Origin of the sequence: Rosistilla oblonga (assembly GCF_007751715.1) — a bacterium.
Classification (GTDB): Bacteria; Planctomycetota; Planctomycetia; order Pirellulales; family Pirellulaceae; genus Rosistilla; species Rosistilla oblonga.
Map to the genome: position 1 here is coordinate 5,584,066 of NZ_CP036292.1, position 17,895 is coordinate 5,601,960.

The following is a 17,895-nucleotide window of genomic DNA, read 5'->3' on the forward strand; positions in this document are numbered from 1 at the left end:
TACATTTCGGAGTTCTGAAAAGATGAAGTTTGGCCGTCTCCTTAGCGTCGTATTTGTTGCATCGATAGTCGCGACGTTCACCATCGGTTGCGATGGCGGAACACCTCTGGCCGATGTCTATCCCGCCTCGGGACGTGTCTTAGTCGATGGCAAGCCGGTCGAAGGTATCTCGGTCGCCTTGTTGCCCGAAGCGGGCGTGGCCGGCCGTGGTGGATTTGGAGTCACGGACGCCTCGGGCGCATTCAGCCTGACTTCGGTCGAAGGCCAAGAGGGCGTCCGCGAGGGAAAATACAAGGTTATCTTTACCAAGCTCGCCCTGCCCGATGGCTCCCCGATTCCCGAAGGTGCCAGTGCAGCCGATGTGGGAGCTGAAAACATATTGCCGCCCGCCTACGGCAATCCCGATATGAGCACGATGTACACGACCATCACCGCTGGGACCAATCCAGAGATGGAATTCGAATTGGACTCAAAACGCAAACGCTAAAGCGTTCTGAGATCCTTCAAATTTCCAAACAACCGGGACCGCCTGACACGGTTACCGGTTGTTTTGCAAAGATGCTGCAAGCTTTGCCCCCCCTTTCTCTCGTCGTCGATCGACGACGCCCCATTTTCGCATCGGCCATCCTGGCGGCGAGTTTCTAAGTGACCGGCACTCCACCAAGCGACTCTTCCGTCCGCCGCAACCTGGAAATCCTGGTTGCGTGCACCCCGACCGCCTGCCAGAGCCCTCCCAGAATAATGTTAGGGACCGCGGCAGCCTCCTCTCCGCCTTAGCCTGGAAAACGCAGCTATCCAGCCAGCGGCCGGTTGCCAAATTCTTCGAGCCCATCAGCGCCGAGACTTCGCTAAGTCCAATCGTCATCGGACGTTAGGCTCTCTCCTCCGGCGCGCGTCGCGTTCTCTCACGCGACCGCATGCTCGGTTTCCGGGGAAGGTGAGCGCGTACTGCCTGCCCCCTCCCACGAGGCATCGAATAGGCACCATAGGTTTCCCAAGATACCCAGACACACCTGCAGCGCACCGTCCCCCAACAAACTAGCGGAATTTTCTTTGACACAACCACCGTGATAGTGCTACAAACAACACCACTGAGCCAACGTCATGATGTCTGACAGGCGCCTGTCTAATTTCTTTTCCACTCTTATTGGAGTCCGCTGACATGAACAAAGTAAGGACTGGTTTTACCCTCGTCGAACTGCTGGTGGTCATTGCGATCATCGGTATTCTTGTTGGATTGTTGCTACCAGCTGTCCAGGCTGCGCGGGAGGCGGCGCGGCGTATGTCGTGCTCCAACAACATGAAGCAGATTGGTTTAGCGCTGCACAACTATCACGACACCCATTCGGCTTTCCCGTATTCTGTATCGGCGAGTGGTTCGGTCGAATCGGGTTCGGCTACGCCAGCGACCGGTGGCGTGCTGAACCACCGCGGTTGGATGCTGTTGCTCCCCTTCATCGAATTGCAAAACCTGCAAGACCAGATCGATATGAACCTGCCGACCGGCGGTTATGATCGCGCTTCGAAGGGGTTGGCTGGGCCGGCTCCGGGAGCTGCTGGGAATCCCAACGATGTAGCCGTCAGCACCGTTGTCGACGCCTTCCTATGCCCTTCGGATCCAAACCCGACGCAATATACGTCGACTTCCAGTGCCCATTATTCGATCGCCCCCGGCAGTACAAACTTGCTGGGAGCATACACCAATTACGATTTCAGCGTGCGTCGCGCTTCGAACTGGTCTAACAAATGGACTCGCGACACGTTTGAATCGCGTCGTATGTTCGGCTACGACGAATCGTCCAAGATGCGTGATTTGACCGATGGCACCAGCAACACCGCAGCGGTCTGTGAAACGCTGCGAGCCACCATCGATGGCGTCTCGCAAACGTGGGGTTATTCAAAGTGGGTTGGCCATGGCGTCGACCTGGCTTGGTCCCGCGGGATCAACGACAACGAATGCTGCGGCTGGGACTCCCCCCCCTACCAACGCGACACGCGCCGCAGCAAACTCGGTGAATGGGCAACCGTCGGCAGCACGCATCCAGGCGGTGCGCAAGTCACCTTTGGCGACGGTTCGGTCCATTTCCTCAGCGAAACGACCGACCAAGTTGTCCTGAATCGCATCTCGTACGTATCCGACGGTCAACCGGTCGGAGATTTCTAATCGATTGCCGGATCCGTTCGACAAACAAACAGCGGGATGAGCAGTAACTGCTCGTCCCGCTCCTTTTTTACTATCTCAATTGTTCTTGAATCTGTTGCTCCGTGGAGTTCTCTTCGATGAAACTTGTCCGTAACTGTGGCGCAGTCGTCGCTACATTGTGTGTTGGAATGTTGGTTGTTGGCTGCGGTAGCACCGAGCAATTGCTCGATGTCGTGCCAGCATCCGGGAAGGTGACGGTCGATGGCAAACCGGTCGAAGGCATTTCGGTATCTTTGCTGCCGCAAGATGGAGTTCCCGGGCGGGGAGGTTACGGCGTCACCGATGCAACGGGCGCGTTTACTGTTACATCGGTAGAAGGCCAAGACGGTGTCGCGGAAGGGAAATACAAGGTTGTCTTCCAAAAGCTAACTCAGCCAGATGGATCTCCGATTCCTCCGGGCTCCAATGCTGCCGATGTTGGCGCCGTGAATTCGTTGCCAGCCGCCTACAACGATCCCGATTTGTCGACGATGTTCGCCATCATCAAAGCCGATGGCACTTCGGAGATGGAATTCGACCTGAATTCAAAACGCAAACGCTAACCAAGCGTTGAGCATACTCGATTGAAACGAAAAGCTTCCTCGGCACGCTAACACCTGCCGGGGAAGCGCCCCCCAAAGCCCGCCCTCAATGGTCGATTGACCATTGCTCAGTCCCACCCCACCCCACACCTCTTTCCCGACGTCGCAAACAGCGCAACACATACCAACGGTTTGCTGGTTTGTTTCAGATCGTTGGCGATGCGCAAAAGTCCGAATCCCCACCGCCCGTTCGCTTTCCCATTCCACCTTTTAAAGGATGCGGTATGCGCCGTGGCGACCGTAACACAGGCAGGATCTTGCATCCGGCTTGAAGCTTCCGCAGTCTCGTCGTCTGGCATTGGGCTAGACGCGTTTTTTGTTCTTATTTGGAGATGGATGTTGTGAAACGAATACGTACAGGTTTTACCCTCGTCGAACTGTTGGTGGTCATTGCGATCATCGGAATCTTGGTTGGCCTGCTGCTGCCCGCAGTACAAGCCGCTCGCGAAGCGGCTCGCCGGATGTCGTGTTCCAATAACATGAAACAGATCGGTTTGGCATTACATAATTACCACGACACTCACCAAGCGTTCCCCTATTCCGTCTCGGCGAGTGGTGCAATTGCAACCGGATCCGCGACGCCTGCGGCCGGCGGAGTGTTGAACCATCGCGGATGGATGTTGTTGCTACCTTTTATCGAACTGCAAAACCTGCAGGATCAAATCGATATGAACCTGCCGACCGGTGGGCACAACAGCAACGGGAAGGGCCTCGCCGGACCGGCTCCCGGCGCTGCGGGGAATGCTAACGATGTGGCTGTCAGCACGGTCATTGATGCCTTCTTGTGCCCTTCGGACCCTAATCCCAACCAATACACAAACACTGGCAGCACTCACTATTCGATTTCGGTTGGTACGACCTCGCTGCTAGGAGCATTTACCAATTACGATTTCAATTCTGCGCGGACCTACTCCAGTGCCGAAAAATGGAGCCGCACCACCTTTGAAACTCGGCGGATGTTTGGCCACGACGAGTCCTCGAAGATGCGCGACGTGACCGACGGCACCAGCAACTCCGCTGCGGTCTGTGAAACCTTGCGTGCCACGATCGACGGCGAGTCGCAGACATGGGGCTTCACCAAGTGGGTCGGACACGGCGTCGACCTCGCTTATGGCCGCGGCATTAACGACAACGAGTGCTGTGGCTGGACCACGCCTCCGTACGCGCAAGTTCCTCGCAAGAGTCGGCTTGGTGCTTGGTCGACCGTTGGCAGCACGCACCCCGGCGGAGCGCAAGTCACTTTCGCCGATGGTTCGGTCCATTTCATCAGCGAAACGACCGACCAAATCGTACTGAATCGGATCTCCTACATTTCCGACGGCCAACCGATCGGCGACTACTAATCGCCCTGCGAATCGAACGACCAAACGCAAACAAACCGCAACCGGGTTTCCTGGTTGCGGTTTGTGTTTTTGGCGGCTTAGACCTCGAAGGTCTTGCCGTCCTCTTCGTAGGTCACTCGATAGAGATCCTTGCGGCGGTCGTTCCAGTTTTGCACGCTCCCCGATTCGCGGTGCTTCCGCAGAATTTCTAGATCGACGTCATCCATGACAACGGTTTCGATGTTCGGATTGCATTCCGCACCCACCGAATCGCGAGAGAAGCCGACGTCGGCGGGAGTCAGAATCGCCGATTGGGCATAGTGAATGTCGGCGTTTTCGACAAACGGCAGGTTCCCCGTACATCCTGCGATCGCAACGTAGACATGGTTCTCCACACACCGCGCTTGGGCGCAGTGTCGGATCCGCAGATACCCTTCGACCGTGTCGGTGTTAAACGGCACGAAGATGATCTGTGCACCTTTCGCCGCGGCGATCCGAACCAGTTCGGGGAATTCGATGTCGTAACAGATCAACATCGCGACGCGTCCCGAATCGGTATCGAAGACGTTGACATAATCACCGGGACTGACGCCCCACCACTTCCGTTCGCTGGGAGTGATGTGAATCTTATATTGCTTGTGGATCGTACCATCGCGACCAAAGCAGTAGGCGACGTTGTAGAGCTTTTCGTTTTCGACAACAAACTGCGATCCACCGATCACGTTCACATTATATTTGACGGCGCACTCGGTGAAAAACTCGAGGTACTGCGGCGTGAACTCGGCCAACCGACGCGCGGCGAGTCCGGGGCGAGCCGATTCGACACACGACAGCAATTGCGTCGTGAACAACTCGGGAAACATGATGAAGTCGCACTTATAATCCGCGGCGACGTCGACGAAGAACTCGCTCTGCTGCGTGAACTCACCGAAGTTGTTAATACGTCGCAGTTCATATTGCACGACCGCCAGGCGAACCGGTTCAAAAGCCGCGTGATACCGACGTGTCCGAGAGGCTTGATATTCCAGGTTCCTCCATTCCAGAAAGGTCGCGTAGCCGCGCGATGCCTGATCGCTGGGGAAGTAATTGGGGATCAAGCCTTGCAGCGCGAAGCCGTTGGCAATTTGAGCGGTCAACACGGGATCGTGGATCGCTTTGGCAACCACTCGCTCGACATATTCGCTGGCCGACATCTCCTCGGCTCGCTCGCCGTAGCCCGGAATCCGTCCGCCGATGATGATCCGTTCGATATTGCGTTCGCGGCACAGTTGCTTCCGCGCGTCGTACAGCCGCCGCGACAACTTCATCCCGCGATACTCTGGATCGACCATGATCTCGATCCCGTACAGCGTATCGCCTTCGGGAGAGTGATTGCGAATGTAACCGTTGTCGGCAACCTGGGTCCAATCGTGCCAGGCGGTCGTGCGATCGTAACGCAAAACTAAACTCGACGACGACGCCGCGACCTCGCCATCGATCTCGACCACCAACTGCCCTTCGGGAAAGACTTTGATTTGGCTTTCAATCTGGTCGCGGGTCCACGGCGACATGCCCGGAAAACAGCGCTGTTGCATTTTCACCAACGCACCGTAGTCGTCGATCGACAGCTGACGAACTTTGACTTTCCATTCAAATTCTTTGAGATCGAGTGGATCCATCAGAGACTACCCTATTATCCAATGTTAGCGTTTTCCGCTGCTGTTTCGCGGGCCGCGATCTCGGCAGACGAGCACCTGTATTCTCGCGTGCCGACCGCTCAGCCGGGAAGTGGGCGCCGGGCAATTCTGCACGCAATTGAGCTTAAACCGGCTTCGCCGTTCGGGCATACCTCCCGTCGCATTCTCTGTCTAACAATCCGACCCGATTCCAGGGAGCGATCGCCTGCCGCAACCAGTCTTCGAATCGCTCGCAAGCTTCCGGTCCGCGACCGGCATCGATCGCCCGCTGCAGCTCCCCGCGTGCTTCGCCCACAACCGTTCGAAACCGCGGGGCGTCAGCATGCAGAAATGCCGCAACGCCTCCCCCTGACGACTGTTCCATCGACGTCACCGCAGCGAAATAGAGCATGCACCAAGCCGACCATAAGCGAAAGCTGGGCAGCCCCGCATAACAACCTTCGACCAGTTGATCGACAAGACGCAGTTCATCGATCAACGTCGACGAGTAGTTTTCCAGTTCAGCAAGGAGCTGATTCGATGTGCCTGCCTGCAGCAGAATCTCCGCCAGCCGGCGAACGCCAAACATCGTATGTGCAAGGCCGGTGCTGTGCAGCGGATCGATGAAGCCCGCGGTGTTGGGCAGCGCCGCCCAGCCCGAACCAGCCGCCAGCGAGGTCAGCCGCTGCATTCGCGATGTCGTCTGCAAACCGCTGGCCGGCGCAACGATCTTTGCCGCGGCAAATTGCTGTCTCAGGAACGGAAAACGATCCAAACGCTGCCGCCAGATTGCATCCGCATTCGGCTTGGGCGCATCCGCCGGCTGGCCGATCGCGACCCCTGCGCTCACGCGGTCGTCGCAGAAACGCAGCTGCCACATCCACCCGTCGTCTAACACATGATGAACCGCAGCGGCATCGCAAGCGAAGGGATGGCGGCGTCGATCGATCTGCCGGCGGTCCAGCATCTCAGCGACCGACGCGACGTTTTCAAAGTGTCCGTAAACGGCCCAGCTGTTCGTTTTCAATCGGTGAGTTTGCGAGGCGATCTTCAGGTAACGCAACACTTCCCCCGACGCCCCCGTTGCGTCGACAATCATCGGCGATCGGATCGAGAATGCTGCACCGGAAGCCTCGCCAGCAACCAGCCACTGCGAATCCTCGCGGCTCAGCCGATAGCTTGCCCCTTCGAATTGCATCGAGCCCCGTTCGGCAGCTCGTTCGAACAACCAAGCGTCGACGTCGCTCCGCAGCCAGTGCGTGTCGGAGTGTTCGTCGTCGCTGCTGGCCGCGACAAGCAATTGATCAGCTGGCGAAAACTCCGCTCCGCTGGAGTGTCCGAAATAACTGAAGCCCCGTTTCAGGCCACACATCAAATCGGGATGCCTTCGTCGCCAGGGACCATACGCGGTCAGAGGTATCAGCTCGGGCAAATCGTACCGCTCCGCGAGTTCTTTCAGCGTCGCATCGGCCAGGGGCGTCGAAGACTCTCCGATCGTAAACCGGGGATGGACCGCGCGATCGATCACAGCGACGCGAAGTCCCTGGCGGGCCATCAGTAGACTCAACAGACTGCCACCAAAACCGGAGCCGAGGACCAACAGATCGACTTCTTCATTCAAAGCGGCCGCCTCCATCCGAATCGCAGGCCGGGCAGGTCACCGGCGGCGGAACCGTTTGCGTCATATTCATCCTCTGCAAGCGATCGATCCGCTGCCGGGCACAGACGGGGCATGATGCAAACTGTTCCGCGTCCCACAGATCAGCCAGGACGATGCCCGATTGCCAACGCAAGGTCTCGTCGAGGACGGTTTCCAACGAGGTTAACCGCGGCGGCGTGAAGAGTCCTTCGCGCTGCAACCGTTCCATGATGCCATTGCCCGAGCGAGTCGGAATGACCGCGCAACAATCGACTCCCGAATTAAAGGCGAACCGGACCGATTCGATCGCTCGCTCGATGCCTTCCCCTTCGGTCGTCCACGGCGGACGCAGCAGGATAAACGCGCGAACGCGGATTCCGTTGGAGGTCAGGAACTCCGCAGCGCGGGCAAAGTCGTCGCGGGTGATCTGTTTGTTCAATCGCTGCAGCGTCGGCGGATGCGAAGTTTCCAGCCCGATCGCGACTTCCAGATCGGTGCCACACTGATCTCGAAAACGCAACGCCCGGTCGTCGCACAGCTTGGGATGATTTTCGATGATCACCGATCGATGGCCGCCAACGATTTTTGCGATCCGCGGCAGGTCTTCGCGCGGGACCGCGGCGGCGTCAAAAAAATTGCCGCTGTTGTAGAGCTTGATCCGCGGCGCGGCGGGCAGCGACGCCAGCGCGTGCTCGATCTGCTGGACGATCGCGCCCGGCGGAACACGATCGTCGGTCGTGTTCTTCCACAGATCGCACATCAGACAGCGGAACGGACACTCGCGATTGGTCAGGAAGATCGTGGCGACATCTTCGACAATCCGGTCAACCGAAAATTCGGGCTCGACAAACGCTTGATACGCCCGCCGCGGATCGACTCGATTTTTGGGACCACGCGCGGCCAGGATCTGCCGATCGTTGATCGCTTCCGCCAACTCGCGCGGCGCCGGATCTTCGATTGGCCGATCGCGATCGATCATTCCAGCACCTGGCGAAACGCGTTGCGATAGCTCTGCTCATCGGCGGGGAACAAATTTGCAAAGACCTCTTCGGTCGAAGCCCCATGCTGAAAGCGGCATTTTTCAAACGTCGGCATCGTCAGCCCCGTCACCTGCTCCACTCCGCGGCGGACGATTTCGCCTTTCAAAGCGTACAGTTTGTCGTGCTGCCAATCGGTAAGCTCGATGAACGGGATCCCCTCGGCGACTTCAATCACGCGCGGCACGGCAAATGGGCTGAAACCTTTGAATCCAGTCTGACGAACCGGAGCAAACGATCGCACATGCCCTCGACTCTGCCCACCGCTGTAGGTCAGCGAATGTTTGATCGCGTCGACGCCCCAGCCCTCTTGATAGAGCATCAGATTATTCAGCACGCTGCGGATCGTCAGCTCGCGATTCTCTTCGATCGGATAGTCCTTCAGGTTCTCGTCCCCGCCGTCGCCATCCAACAGATACTTCCAATCGGGATAGCGGCGGCGAATTCCGCGGCACAGCGCCAAGCCCATCGTCGCCGCTTGAACGTCCAGCGGTTTGTAGTCTTCGATCACGCGGATCGCTTCGCGGTAGTCGACTTCCCCGACCGGACAATCGATGACTTCGAGGAACATTCCCAAATCGAGGTCGCTCAAAAAGCGATGAGCCTGATCGGCGTCGCGTCCCTGGCCGTCGATCGAGAGCGTAAACGCCTTCAACCGCGCCGGCGAATCACCTCGTTTCAACAGGCAATCGTACGTGGTGCAGAAGACAGCTCCACTGTCGATCCCGCCACTGAATAACACGCCGATCGGTTCGGCTGGGTCGATCTGGTCGATCCACTGAGCGATCGACGCTTGCAGTGCCCCGATATATTGACCGCCGATCTCATCCAGATTTGCGGGCAAGCGATTCCGCTGGGGCGTGAAGAACCGCGTGTATTGCGGATTCGGATCGGGACAGCCCAACAAAGCGATCTCGACGATATGGTGAGCGGGCACCATCCGCGTATAGGACGGATGGAACTGGCCATCGAGTCCCTCGGCGATCAACCAATCGCGAATCTCATCCATCCGCTCGGCGACGACTAGGCAGGGCCCATCGACCTGCTTGGCCAAGAAATATCGCATCGGACGCCCGATCGATCGCGCCATCCGCACGATGTGGCCGTTGCGATGGACGAGCGCGAATTGCCCCTCGATGTTTTTGAGCGCCTCGGCATCCCCGCTGCCCAGCAACTCAACCGCCTCGTCAACCGTGGCATTCAATAAGATGTTGGCATCGGGATCGAGAAGACTAACAAAACGTTCCACGTATTGATGATTGTGCACCGGTGACCGCCCTTCCAAGAAAAAATGCCTGAGTTGTTCGCAGTATACGCAATCCGATGCGTATTTGCAGAGGCACCGTTTCGAGAGTTTCAATCGGGCAATTCGCCCCCGAGTTCGCGACGCAGCCAGGCCCGCAACATCGTCCATTCGGCTTCGACGGTCCGTTTGGAAACGCCCAGTACGTTGGCGACCTCTTCGACCGTCAGGCCGCCATAAAACCTCAGCTCGACAATCTGAGCCTGGCGGGGATCGAGCGTCGCCAGTTTGGCCAAGGCGTCTTCGATGGCCAACACATCTTCGTCCTTTTGTTTGGTGACACGCATACCATCGGAAAGCGGAATACGTTGACTCTGGCCGCCACGTTTATGGCGATTTTTGCCGCGGGCATGATCGACCAAAATCCGCCGCATCATCTTGGCACCGATCGCAAAAAAATGAGTCTTCCCCTGCCAATCGACGCGCGTCTGGTCGGCCATTCGCAAATAGGTCTCGTTGACCAGCGCCGTCGGTTGCAGCGTATGGGACGGAGATTCCTGATTCAGCATCGATTGAGCCAGACGCCGCAATTGGTCGTAGACCTCCGGCATCAAACGGTCCGCCGCAGCAGGATCCCCGTCAACGATTTGTTGCAGCGAGCGGGCGACATCGATGGAATCGTCGTTCATGGCGGGATGACTGTTATTGCGGGGACTGAAATCAATCCACAAATCGAACTGCGGACAGTAGTTAGAACCGTCGCGTACCGCTGCGAGAGCCGTTGTCACAGCTAAAAGCAATGTACGAGAGTTCCTCGATGCAGTCCACCATGAGTTCCCCAACCATTGAAAGCCAGTCGGTCCCGATTCGGGATCTGATCGATGCCGCACAGCGAGGAGATACCGACGCCTATGCCCAAGTCATGGCGAGGTACCAAGATCGACTCTATAACGCGATGCGGAATTTTGTTGGTTGCCCAATCCTTGCCGAGGACATCGTTCAAGATGCATTTGTCCGAGCGTTTGTCCACTTGGGGTCGTTTCGGCAGGAGAGTGCATTCTACACTTGGCTGTACCGTATCGCGCTGAACGCTCGCCATACCTACGCCGAAAAACAACGTCGGTTGGTGCCGATGGAATCGGTTCCCGATGGTGCCAGGCCGCACGGCAAACGGTCGGTCGAGTCGCCATCGGCAGCGATCGAACGCAACGAGAGCTGCGAACAGGTACAAAATGCAATCAAGCGGCTCGACGATAGTTTTCGAGAGGTCTTGGTGCTGCGGGAGTTCGAAGGCTATGACTATCAAAAGATCGCGGAGATCCTGGAGATCCGCGTCGGCACCGTCCGCAGCCGATTGTCGCGTGCCCGGTCACAGCTGCGGCGGGAACTTTCCGCTTATGAGCAATCGATTAATTAGGCAGCCGCGGTGTCACACGTCGAAACAGGCAAGACGTACACTTTTAGAGTAAGGACTTGCATGACACCGGAAGTCCACGGAACTTGAGCAGCGAGATGGCGTTGAACGAACAGCAGTACGCAAAGGTCAAGGATGTTTTTTCTCAAGCGATTGCTGCCCCCGAGTCGCAATGGTCGGCGATCGTCGCTGCGCAGGCTGATCAGGATCCAGTTGTCGCCGACGAGGTCCGATCGCTGCTGAGGCATCATCGCGACGTGACGCTTCTGGACTCACCTCCCCAGGAATCGACCGAACCGACGGCGATCATGCGGGGCGGTGCGGTCCGGCAAGCTATCGATTTCGTCGATCCCGAGGTCCCAGTCGATACGTTCTTGGTGCAGCGAGAGATCTGGGAAGAGAACCGGCAGATCTTGCGGCGGCGGTTGATCGTGATCGCCATGGTGATGTCGCTGTTCATCGCGGTTTCGATGATCCGGTTGATGACCTATCACTACGCCGCCGTCGGCTATGGAGTCCGCGTCGCCGCGCTGCTGATCAGCCTCGGTGCCGCCTGGGTTCTGCATAGCGATCACAAGCTGAGTCTGCGGCGGCTGAGAATCATCGAACTAGTCGTGATGGTCAACGCCGGACTGCTGGCATCGGTGATCTATTTAAGGATGCTGCTGGACGCCGCAATTCGACAAGACGTCGTCATGTTTGTCAGCATCAACAACTGGCACTTCTTCGCTTGGGCGTTGCTGATCTTGATCTACGGGATCTTCATGCCCAACAACTGGCAGCGAGCCGCCGCGGTCGTCTTCCCGATGGTCCTGGTCCCGAATTTGACCATCTGGCTGGCCGCTTGGATCGATCCACAAATCCCGTTGCTGTTGGCTCAAGATACGTTTGGCAAACCGATTCCCGAAGTCTTTGTCGCCGCATGCATCGCGACTTACACGGCGCATCTGATCCATGGAGCTCGGTTGTCGGCGTTCCAAGCCCGTCGATTGGCTCAATATAAGATCAAGCGTTTGATCGGCGAAGGAGGAATGGGGCGAGTCTACGAAGCGGAACATCTGCTGCTGAAACGCTCCTGTGCGATCAAGCTGATCCAACCCGAACGCAGCGTCGAGGGGGAAGCTTTGCAGCGGTTCGAACGCGAGGTGCGGGCGACGGCAAAGTTGACGCATCCGCACACGATCGAAGTCTACGATTATGGCCAGACGAACGAGGGAGTCTTCTTTTTTGCGATGGAGTTGTTGCCGGGGATGAACTTGCGTGAAATGGTCAAACGGACCGGCCCCATGCCCGCGCCCCGGGCGATTCACTTTTTGATCGAAATTTGCGAAGCCCTGCAGGAAGCTCACAAGGCCGGCCTGATCCACCGGGACATCAAGCCGGCGAACGTCTTCGCGTCGCAGCGTGGCGGAATCGAAGACTACACGAAACTGCTGGACTTTGGCGTCGTCCGCGACGCGACGCTCGATCTCGATCCCCACACCGCAGCCGTCGAGGCGCAGCGGATCACCGGAACGCCCGATTACATGTCGCCTGAACAGGTAGCGACTCCCAGCCTCGTCGGCCCGCCCAGCGATCTGTACAGTATTGGCGCCGTCGGATATTACCTGCTGACCGGACGACCTCCGTTGACCGGCGGTTCGTTGCAAGAAGTGATGCGGGCCAAGTTGACGCAAACTCCGGAACCTCCTTCGACTCACGCAGCCGATGTTCCCGCCGACTTCGAAGCGATTCTGATGCGTTGCCTGTCCACCAATCCCGGTGGTCGTCCGGGGAGCGCCGCAGAACTGCTAAACGAACTTCGATCGTGTGAATCGGCGGGCCGCTGGAGCGAAGAAGATGCATCGGCATGGTGGACCGCGCAGACCGACTGAACCGCAGTCTATTAGAATCAGTACTCAACTCATCACCTCATGGAATACGTTATGAGAGTCTCATCACTCGTTGTCCTCGCGCTGCTTGCGTCGTTTTCGGCCGCGACGGCACAAGCACAACCGGGCTCCAGTCCTCACGTCGATCCATTGCCTTCGTGGAATGAAACCGCTCGAAAACAAGCGGTGATCGATTTTGTAAACCGCGTCACCGATCGCGATGGCGACGACTATGTCCCGCCGGCTCAGCGGATCGCTGTCTTCGATAACGATGGCACGCTGTGGCCCGAAGCGCCGCTCCCCTTTCAAGTTGAATTTGTGTTCGAAGAACTCAAACGCCGCGCGCCGCAAGAACCCAAATTGGCAGCAGATCCGATGGTGCAAGCCGCGTTGGCGGGCGATGTGAAGAAGCTGCTGGCGGGCAAGCATTACGATGGCTTGATGCGAATCCTGGCGCTGACGCACACCGGCATCACGACCGACGAGTTTAATGCTCGCGTCGAAACCTGGCGGGAAACGACACGACATCCACGCTTCCAAAAAGCGTACACCGATCTCACTTATCAACCGATGCAGGAGCTGCTGAAGTATCTCCGCGACAATGGTTTTGAGACGTTCATCGTCTCCGGCGGTGGTGCCGATTTCATGCGGGTCTGGTCCGAAGCTGTCTACGGGATTCCGCCGCAGAATGTCGTCGGATCGACAGCGTTAACGAAGTTCGAATTTCGCGACGGCAAACCTGTCTTGATCAAGACGATGGACCAGGCGTTTGTCGACGACAAGGATGGCAAACCGGTCGGGATTCATCAGTTCATCGGTCGGCGACCGATCGCCTGTTTTGGCAACAGCGACGGCGATCAAGCGATGCTGGAATACACGACGATCGGCAACCCGTTGCCCAGTTTCGGGATGCTGGTTCATCACACCGATGGCGAACGCGAGTACGCTTACGACGCTCATCCGCCCGCCAGCGGCACGCTGGTTACCGCGCTCGCAGCGGCACCGGCTAACGGTTGGAACGTGGTTGATATGAAGACCGACTGGAATCAGATTTGGAGAACCGACGCATTGGAATCAGCGCAGACCTTTTCAAAAGCATTGGTCGGTAACTGGTTGGCCGAGGATATCGAGAACCGAGGCGTCGTCGACCGGGCGCAAACGACGCTGGAGATCGCCGACGACGGCACCGCAGCGGGCAACACTTCGGTCAACCGCTACTCGGGCAAAGCGAAGATCAGCGGAGATAAGATCGAACTGGGACGGTTGGTCATGACGCGCCGTGCCGGCCCGCAATCTCTGATGGATCAAGAGACCCGGTTCATGGCGGCATTGGCCAAAGTGACCCGCTACCGAATCGGCGACAACGGGCTGTTGTACCTGCTCGACGCCGAGGGGAATGAGATCGTGCGGCTCTCAAAAATCGAAGATTAACCGCAAGCTAAATAGGTCGCGTGAAGATCCTTCCCTGCCGGAGGATCTTCACCAGCGGATCAGCTTGGTTCATCGTGCGGTTCGTCGAAGTTAGGCCCCCAGGGATCGATCTGCTTCAACTGTTTCGATTCCAGGAAGCGGTAGCAGTCGGGCAGGTCGAACCGCTGCAAGATTCCGGGGACCATCGACGACAGCGGCCACTTGTAAGTCTCCGCCGATGCAAGATCGGTATACGACGTGAGAGCGTGTTGCAGCGTGACCTGCTTCACGACCGGCGACAACACCGCCGCAAACGTCGCCGGGATCGCTCCCCAACCGTTTCCGATCAAATGGACTCCGTCGTGGCCGAAGGACTGCAGCCAGTTGAGGACCGTCAGAAGATCGAACGTCCGTTGCCGCGGGTATTCGTCGCGGAACATCACTCCGTGAATCGCATACATGTAATCGGAACCGTACGCGGACAGATAGGAATTGACGTCGGCGGTATCGGGTTGCGATTCCCCCATCCCACGCAGGTCGACCGTGAAGACGGGCGTGTCGGGATTTTCGGCGATCGCTTTACCAAGCAGTTCGTTTTCGCGTAGCTCCGCATCGGACGAGTGATGCGACACATACAGGATCGCCTGACGCTTATCCTTGGGCGGTCGCGAGAAATGCCAGTCGTTGTCGATTCGATAGACCAACGCTTGCACGCGTGGTTCGGTCTCGATCACATATGCGGCGACGTACTTGCGAGGATACTTGCGATCGCGGCGGTTTCGCAAGATCCGATAGTGCGGATCGTCCAGTGGCTTTCGATCCCCCAACCAATCGTGGACCATCTTCTTCAGCGGCTTTGCCCCGATCTCGCCTCGACTCTCCGCCAACTTGGCGGCCGTTTCGCGCGTGAACTGTTGGACCGTCTTCGAACCCAACTCGCTGACCTGGCCATCGGGAGTGCACCACAAGGTCTTATCGTCTTCGATCGTCATCTCGGGCTCTGCCGGATCGCCATCGCTGCCGGTGGCGCGATTGAACCAACCGTACATCGCCTCGCGATTCTCTAGAGTAAAACCGTGACGCGTCGGCCCCACGAACAGACCGATGTTCTCCTCTTTCCCAAGCTTGGTGTAGAGACGCTTCAGTCGCTCGTAAGCTTGTTCCGCACCGCGGACGTCGAAGAAGTCCTGCTCCTTGGCCAGGATGATGACCGGTTTGGGAGCCAGCGCGGCCAAAAAGTCTTCGTGATCTAGGCCCAGAGCGAGTGCATTGGGAGGGCATTGTTCGGTGTCCGTCGGCAACTCGTTCTCCAGGTTCCGAACGAACGACGTCACGTAACAGGATGGAGCGGCCATCGCCCACCGCTGGTCGACTCCGGCCAACAGCGTGGTCATCGTTCCGCCTCCCGAATTCCCAGTCACACCGATCTGCGACGGATCGACCTCGGGGCGGGTGAGCAGATAATCGAAGGCTCGAATGCCATCCCAGGCTCTCCACATACTGAACGACTCGCCCGTCAGGAACTGCTGATTCCCAGCCAACAGATGCTCGCGAACTCCCACGCCGACGTGCGACTTCAGATGTTCGTCGACATACTGCAACCGTTCGCCTTGACCGATCGGATCGTAGATCAGGCAGACATAACCTTTTTTGGCGAGTCCCTGCGAGAACGACTGATAGGCTTCCTCGGCTTTCCCATTGTGAGAGTGACCGCAGGTGCCGACAACCGCCGGGCGTGGGCCTTCGACATTGGTTGGGATATAGAGATTGGCAGTCACCAAAAAACCGGGGCGACTCTCGAAGATCAGATTCTCGATTCGATACCCATCGCGTTGGACGACTCCTGTGATTTGTGGATTCAGCGGCGTCTTCTCGGGCCGCGGTCCGAAGCATTCTCGCACCCGCGTTTGGCACGACTTCACGTACGCTTCCGCATCGGCCTGCGTTTCGATGGCATCGAGCCGCGCGACACGTTTATCATGAAATTCCCGCATCCGGTCGACGTAATATTCCTGCATCATCCGGGGAAAACGATTCAGCGGCGTCATCGCCGCCGGTTCGGATTGCCCCATTGCTCCGCTGGCCCACCACTGCTGGGCGATCAACGCTCCCAGCGCTCCGGCAGCCGATGATTGCAAAAATTGACGACGTGGATTCGGGGAGGACATGCAGGTCTCCAGAGGAGGGTAGGGAGAGTATCGCGGGAGGGAAGGTTAGCCAACATGGTAACCCAAACCGACAGCGGCATCGACTTTTTGAAGCTTTGCTTCGCGGGTGCGGCTACGGAAGACATAAAGATCTACTTCGTGACGGGCGACTTCAGTTCTTCGCGCAGCTTTTCGAGACCGCTGAGGTCTTCCTAAAGCGCCACCTCGGCGTCGACACAGGGTTTCCCTGAGTTCTCCCCCAAAAAATCCCCTGCAAATCCAGCCCTAAACACCGCCAGAGGTCGAGCCTTCGCAACGTAGCGTAGACGGTGGAACTTGCGATTTGATGCTCGCGTTAACCGCGTGAGGCGACGACGGTTGCGCGAGTTGGCAGCGGGTGTCCTTCGATCGTGGTCGTTTGATCGGGAGAGAGGAAATCGGATAGCGATTCGAACTCCATCCACTCAGTCCGCCGCTGTTCTTCGGTCGTCGTGACGCAGACGTCGACGACTTCGATATCGCGGAATCCACAACGGGAAAGAAAACGCTCGAGCATCGTCAGCGATGGGATAAACCAGACGTTCCGCATCTTGGCGTAACGTCCCTCGGGAATCAGAACCTGCGAATCGGGATGATCGATGATCAACGTTTCCAGCACCAATTTCCCTCCCGGTCGCAGCGACTGGAGCATCGATTTCAGGTGATCGATCGGGCTGGTGCGGTGATACAAAACGCCCATCGAAAAGGCGACGTCAAACGCTTCCAGACGCTTGGGAAGATCGGCGTCGGTGCCGGGAAGAACGTGCGCCGCCGAACCGCCGACGTAATGTTCGATGACACGATGCTGTGCAATGTACAGCGGAAACGGATCCAATCCGATCACGCGACGCGCCCCGGCGGCGAGCATTCGCCAACCGTAATACCCGTTGCCACAACCGACATCCAAGACGCTGGCATCCCGTAAATCGAGGTGCGACGCGACGCGAGCCCACTTCCAATCGCTACGCCATTCGGTATCGATGGCGATCCCAAACAGATCGAACGGCCCCTTTCGCCAGGGATGAAACAGCCGCAGTTGTTCGCGCAATCGCTGCTGATCTTCCGGGCTGATCTCGCCGGAAAGCGTTACCGCCGGCAGACCGAAGTCGGCCGTCACCGATTCGACTGCGGGAAGATCACAAATCGCCTGAGTCCACTGCGGCCACAGCCCATGCGCTGCATCGTGCTCGAATTCGCGAGCCCGCTGACGCAGCGTTTCCGCCCAGCCAGCGTGTCCCTCGGATTCCAATTCGGCCAACAGTCCTTCGATACCCAACATCATTTTTATAGCCGAAACCGCAAACAAGTAGGAACACGATGACACCGCGGGTGCA

14 protein-coding genes are annotated in these 17,895 nt (G+C 57.8%); 7 read left to right on the forward strand and 7 right to left on the reverse strand.

Annotation, left to right across the window (positions count from 1 at the left end; genetic code table 11):
* Positions 1-22 precede the first annotated feature (22 nt).
* From CA51_RS19745 to CA51_RS19760, 4 genes are all read left to right on the forward strand, one after another.
* Entirely contained in the window at positions 23-487 is a 465-nt protein-coding gene (locus CA51_RS19745; RefSeq protein ID WP_145122912.1) for a carboxypeptidase regulatory-like domain-containing protein, read from the forward strand.
* A 675-nt stretch (positions 488-1,162) separates the two neighbouring features.
* Positions 1,163-2,164 carry a DUF1559 domain-containing protein gene (locus tag CA51_RS19750; protein WP_145124264.1) on the forward strand — a complete coding sequence of 334 codons (1,002 nt, stop codon included), beginning with the start codon at positions 1,163-1,165 and terminating at the stop codon, positions 2,162-2,164.
* Positions 2,165-2,280: 116 nt separating this feature from the next.
* Entirely contained in the window at positions 2,281-2,745 is a 465-nt protein-coding gene (locus CA51_RS19755) for a carboxypeptidase-like regulatory domain-containing protein (RefSeq protein ID WP_145122913.1), read from the forward strand.
* Positions 2,746-3,125: 380 nt separating this feature from the next.
* The gene (locus CA51_RS19760; RefSeq protein WP_197451329.1) at positions 3,126-4,127 is read left to right on the forward strand and encodes a DUF1559 domain-containing protein; all 1,002 of its coding nucleotides are present in this window, start codon (positions 3,126-3,128) and stop codon (positions 4,125-4,127) included.
* Between the two features lie 77 nt (positions 4,128-4,204).
* On the opposite strand, the gene CA51_RS19765 is transcribed toward CA51_RS19760, so the two are convergent.
* The 5 genes from CA51_RS19765 to CA51_RS19785 all read right to left on the reverse strand — a co-directional run bounded on the left by CA51_RS19765 (position 4,205) and on the right by CA51_RS19785 (position 10,369).
* Positions 4,205-5,764: a carbon-nitrogen hydrolase family protein gene (locus tag CA51_RS19765; RefSeq protein WP_145122914.1), complete on the reverse strand. Its 1,560-nt coding sequence runs from the start codon at positions 5,762-5,764 to the stop codon at positions 4,205-4,207.
* A gap of 142 nt (positions 5,765-5,906) precedes the next feature.
* Positions 5,907-7,382 (reverse strand): NAD(P)/FAD-dependent oxidoreductase, encoded by a 1,476-nt coding sequence (locus CA51_RS19770; protein ID WP_197451330.1) that lies wholly within the window; start codon positions 7,380-7,382, stop codon positions 5,907-5,909.
* A complete protein-coding gene (locus CA51_RS19775) occupies positions 7,375-8,379 on the reverse strand; it encodes an archaeosine biosynthesis radical SAM protein RaSEA (RefSeq protein WP_145122916.1) in 1,005 nt (334 codons plus the stop codon). The genes CA51_RS19770 and CA51_RS19775 overlap by 8 nt, the downstream gene beginning before the upstream one ends.
* Positions 8,376-9,704 carry an asparagine synthase-related protein gene (locus CA51_RS19780; protein WP_231745797.1) on the reverse strand — a complete coding sequence of 443 codons (1,329 nt, stop codon included), beginning with the start codon at positions 9,702-9,704 and terminating at the stop codon, positions 8,376-8,378. Before CA51_RS19780 ends, CA51_RS19775 begins: the two co-directional genes overlap by 4 nt.
* Positions 9,705-9,793: 89 nt before the next feature.
* Entirely contained in the window at positions 9,794-10,369 is a 576-nt protein-coding gene (locus tag CA51_RS19785) for a sigma-70 family RNA polymerase sigma factor (RefSeq protein ID WP_145122918.1), read from the reverse strand.
* A gap of 140 nt (positions 10,370-10,509) precedes the next feature.
* Here CA51_RS19785 and CA51_RS19790 point away from each other — a divergent pair, with 140 nt between their 5' ends.
* The 3 genes from CA51_RS19790 to CA51_RS19800 are packed head-to-tail and all read left to right on the forward strand — an operon-like array spanning position 10,510 to position 14,396.
* Positions 10,510-11,097, forward strand: coding sequence for an RNA polymerase sigma factor (locus tag CA51_RS19790; protein ID WP_197451331.1), 588 nt, complete (start codon positions 10,510-10,512; stop codon positions 11,095-11,097).
* Between the two features lie 56 nt (positions 11,098-11,153).
* The gene (locus tag CA51_RS19795; RefSeq protein WP_145122920.1) at positions 11,154-12,968 is read left to right on the forward strand and encodes a serine/threonine-protein kinase; all 1,815 of its coding nucleotides are present in this window, start codon (positions 11,154-11,156) and stop codon (positions 12,966-12,968) included.
* Between the two features lie 51 nt (positions 12,969-13,019).
* A complete protein-coding gene (locus tag CA51_RS19800) occupies positions 13,020-14,396 on the forward strand; it encodes an META domain-containing protein (RefSeq protein WP_145122921.1) in 1,377 nt (458 codons plus the stop codon).
* Between the two features lie 59 nt (positions 14,397-14,455).
* Here CA51_RS19800 and CA51_RS19805 read toward each other — a convergent pair whose 3' ends face one another.
* A complete protein-coding gene (locus CA51_RS19805; RefSeq protein WP_145122922.1) occupies positions 14,456-16,543 on the reverse strand; it encodes an alpha/beta hydrolase family protein in 2,088 nt (695 codons plus the stop codon).
* 334 nt (positions 16,544-16,877) lie between these two features.
* Positions 16,878-17,843: a tRNA 5-methoxyuridine(34)/uridine 5-oxyacetic acid(34) synthase CmoB gene (gene cmoB / locus CA51_RS19810; RefSeq protein ID WP_145122923.1), complete on the reverse strand. Its 966-nt coding sequence runs from the start codon at positions 17,841-17,843 to the stop codon at positions 16,878-16,880.
* Positions 17,844-17,895: the final 52 nt, after the last annotated feature.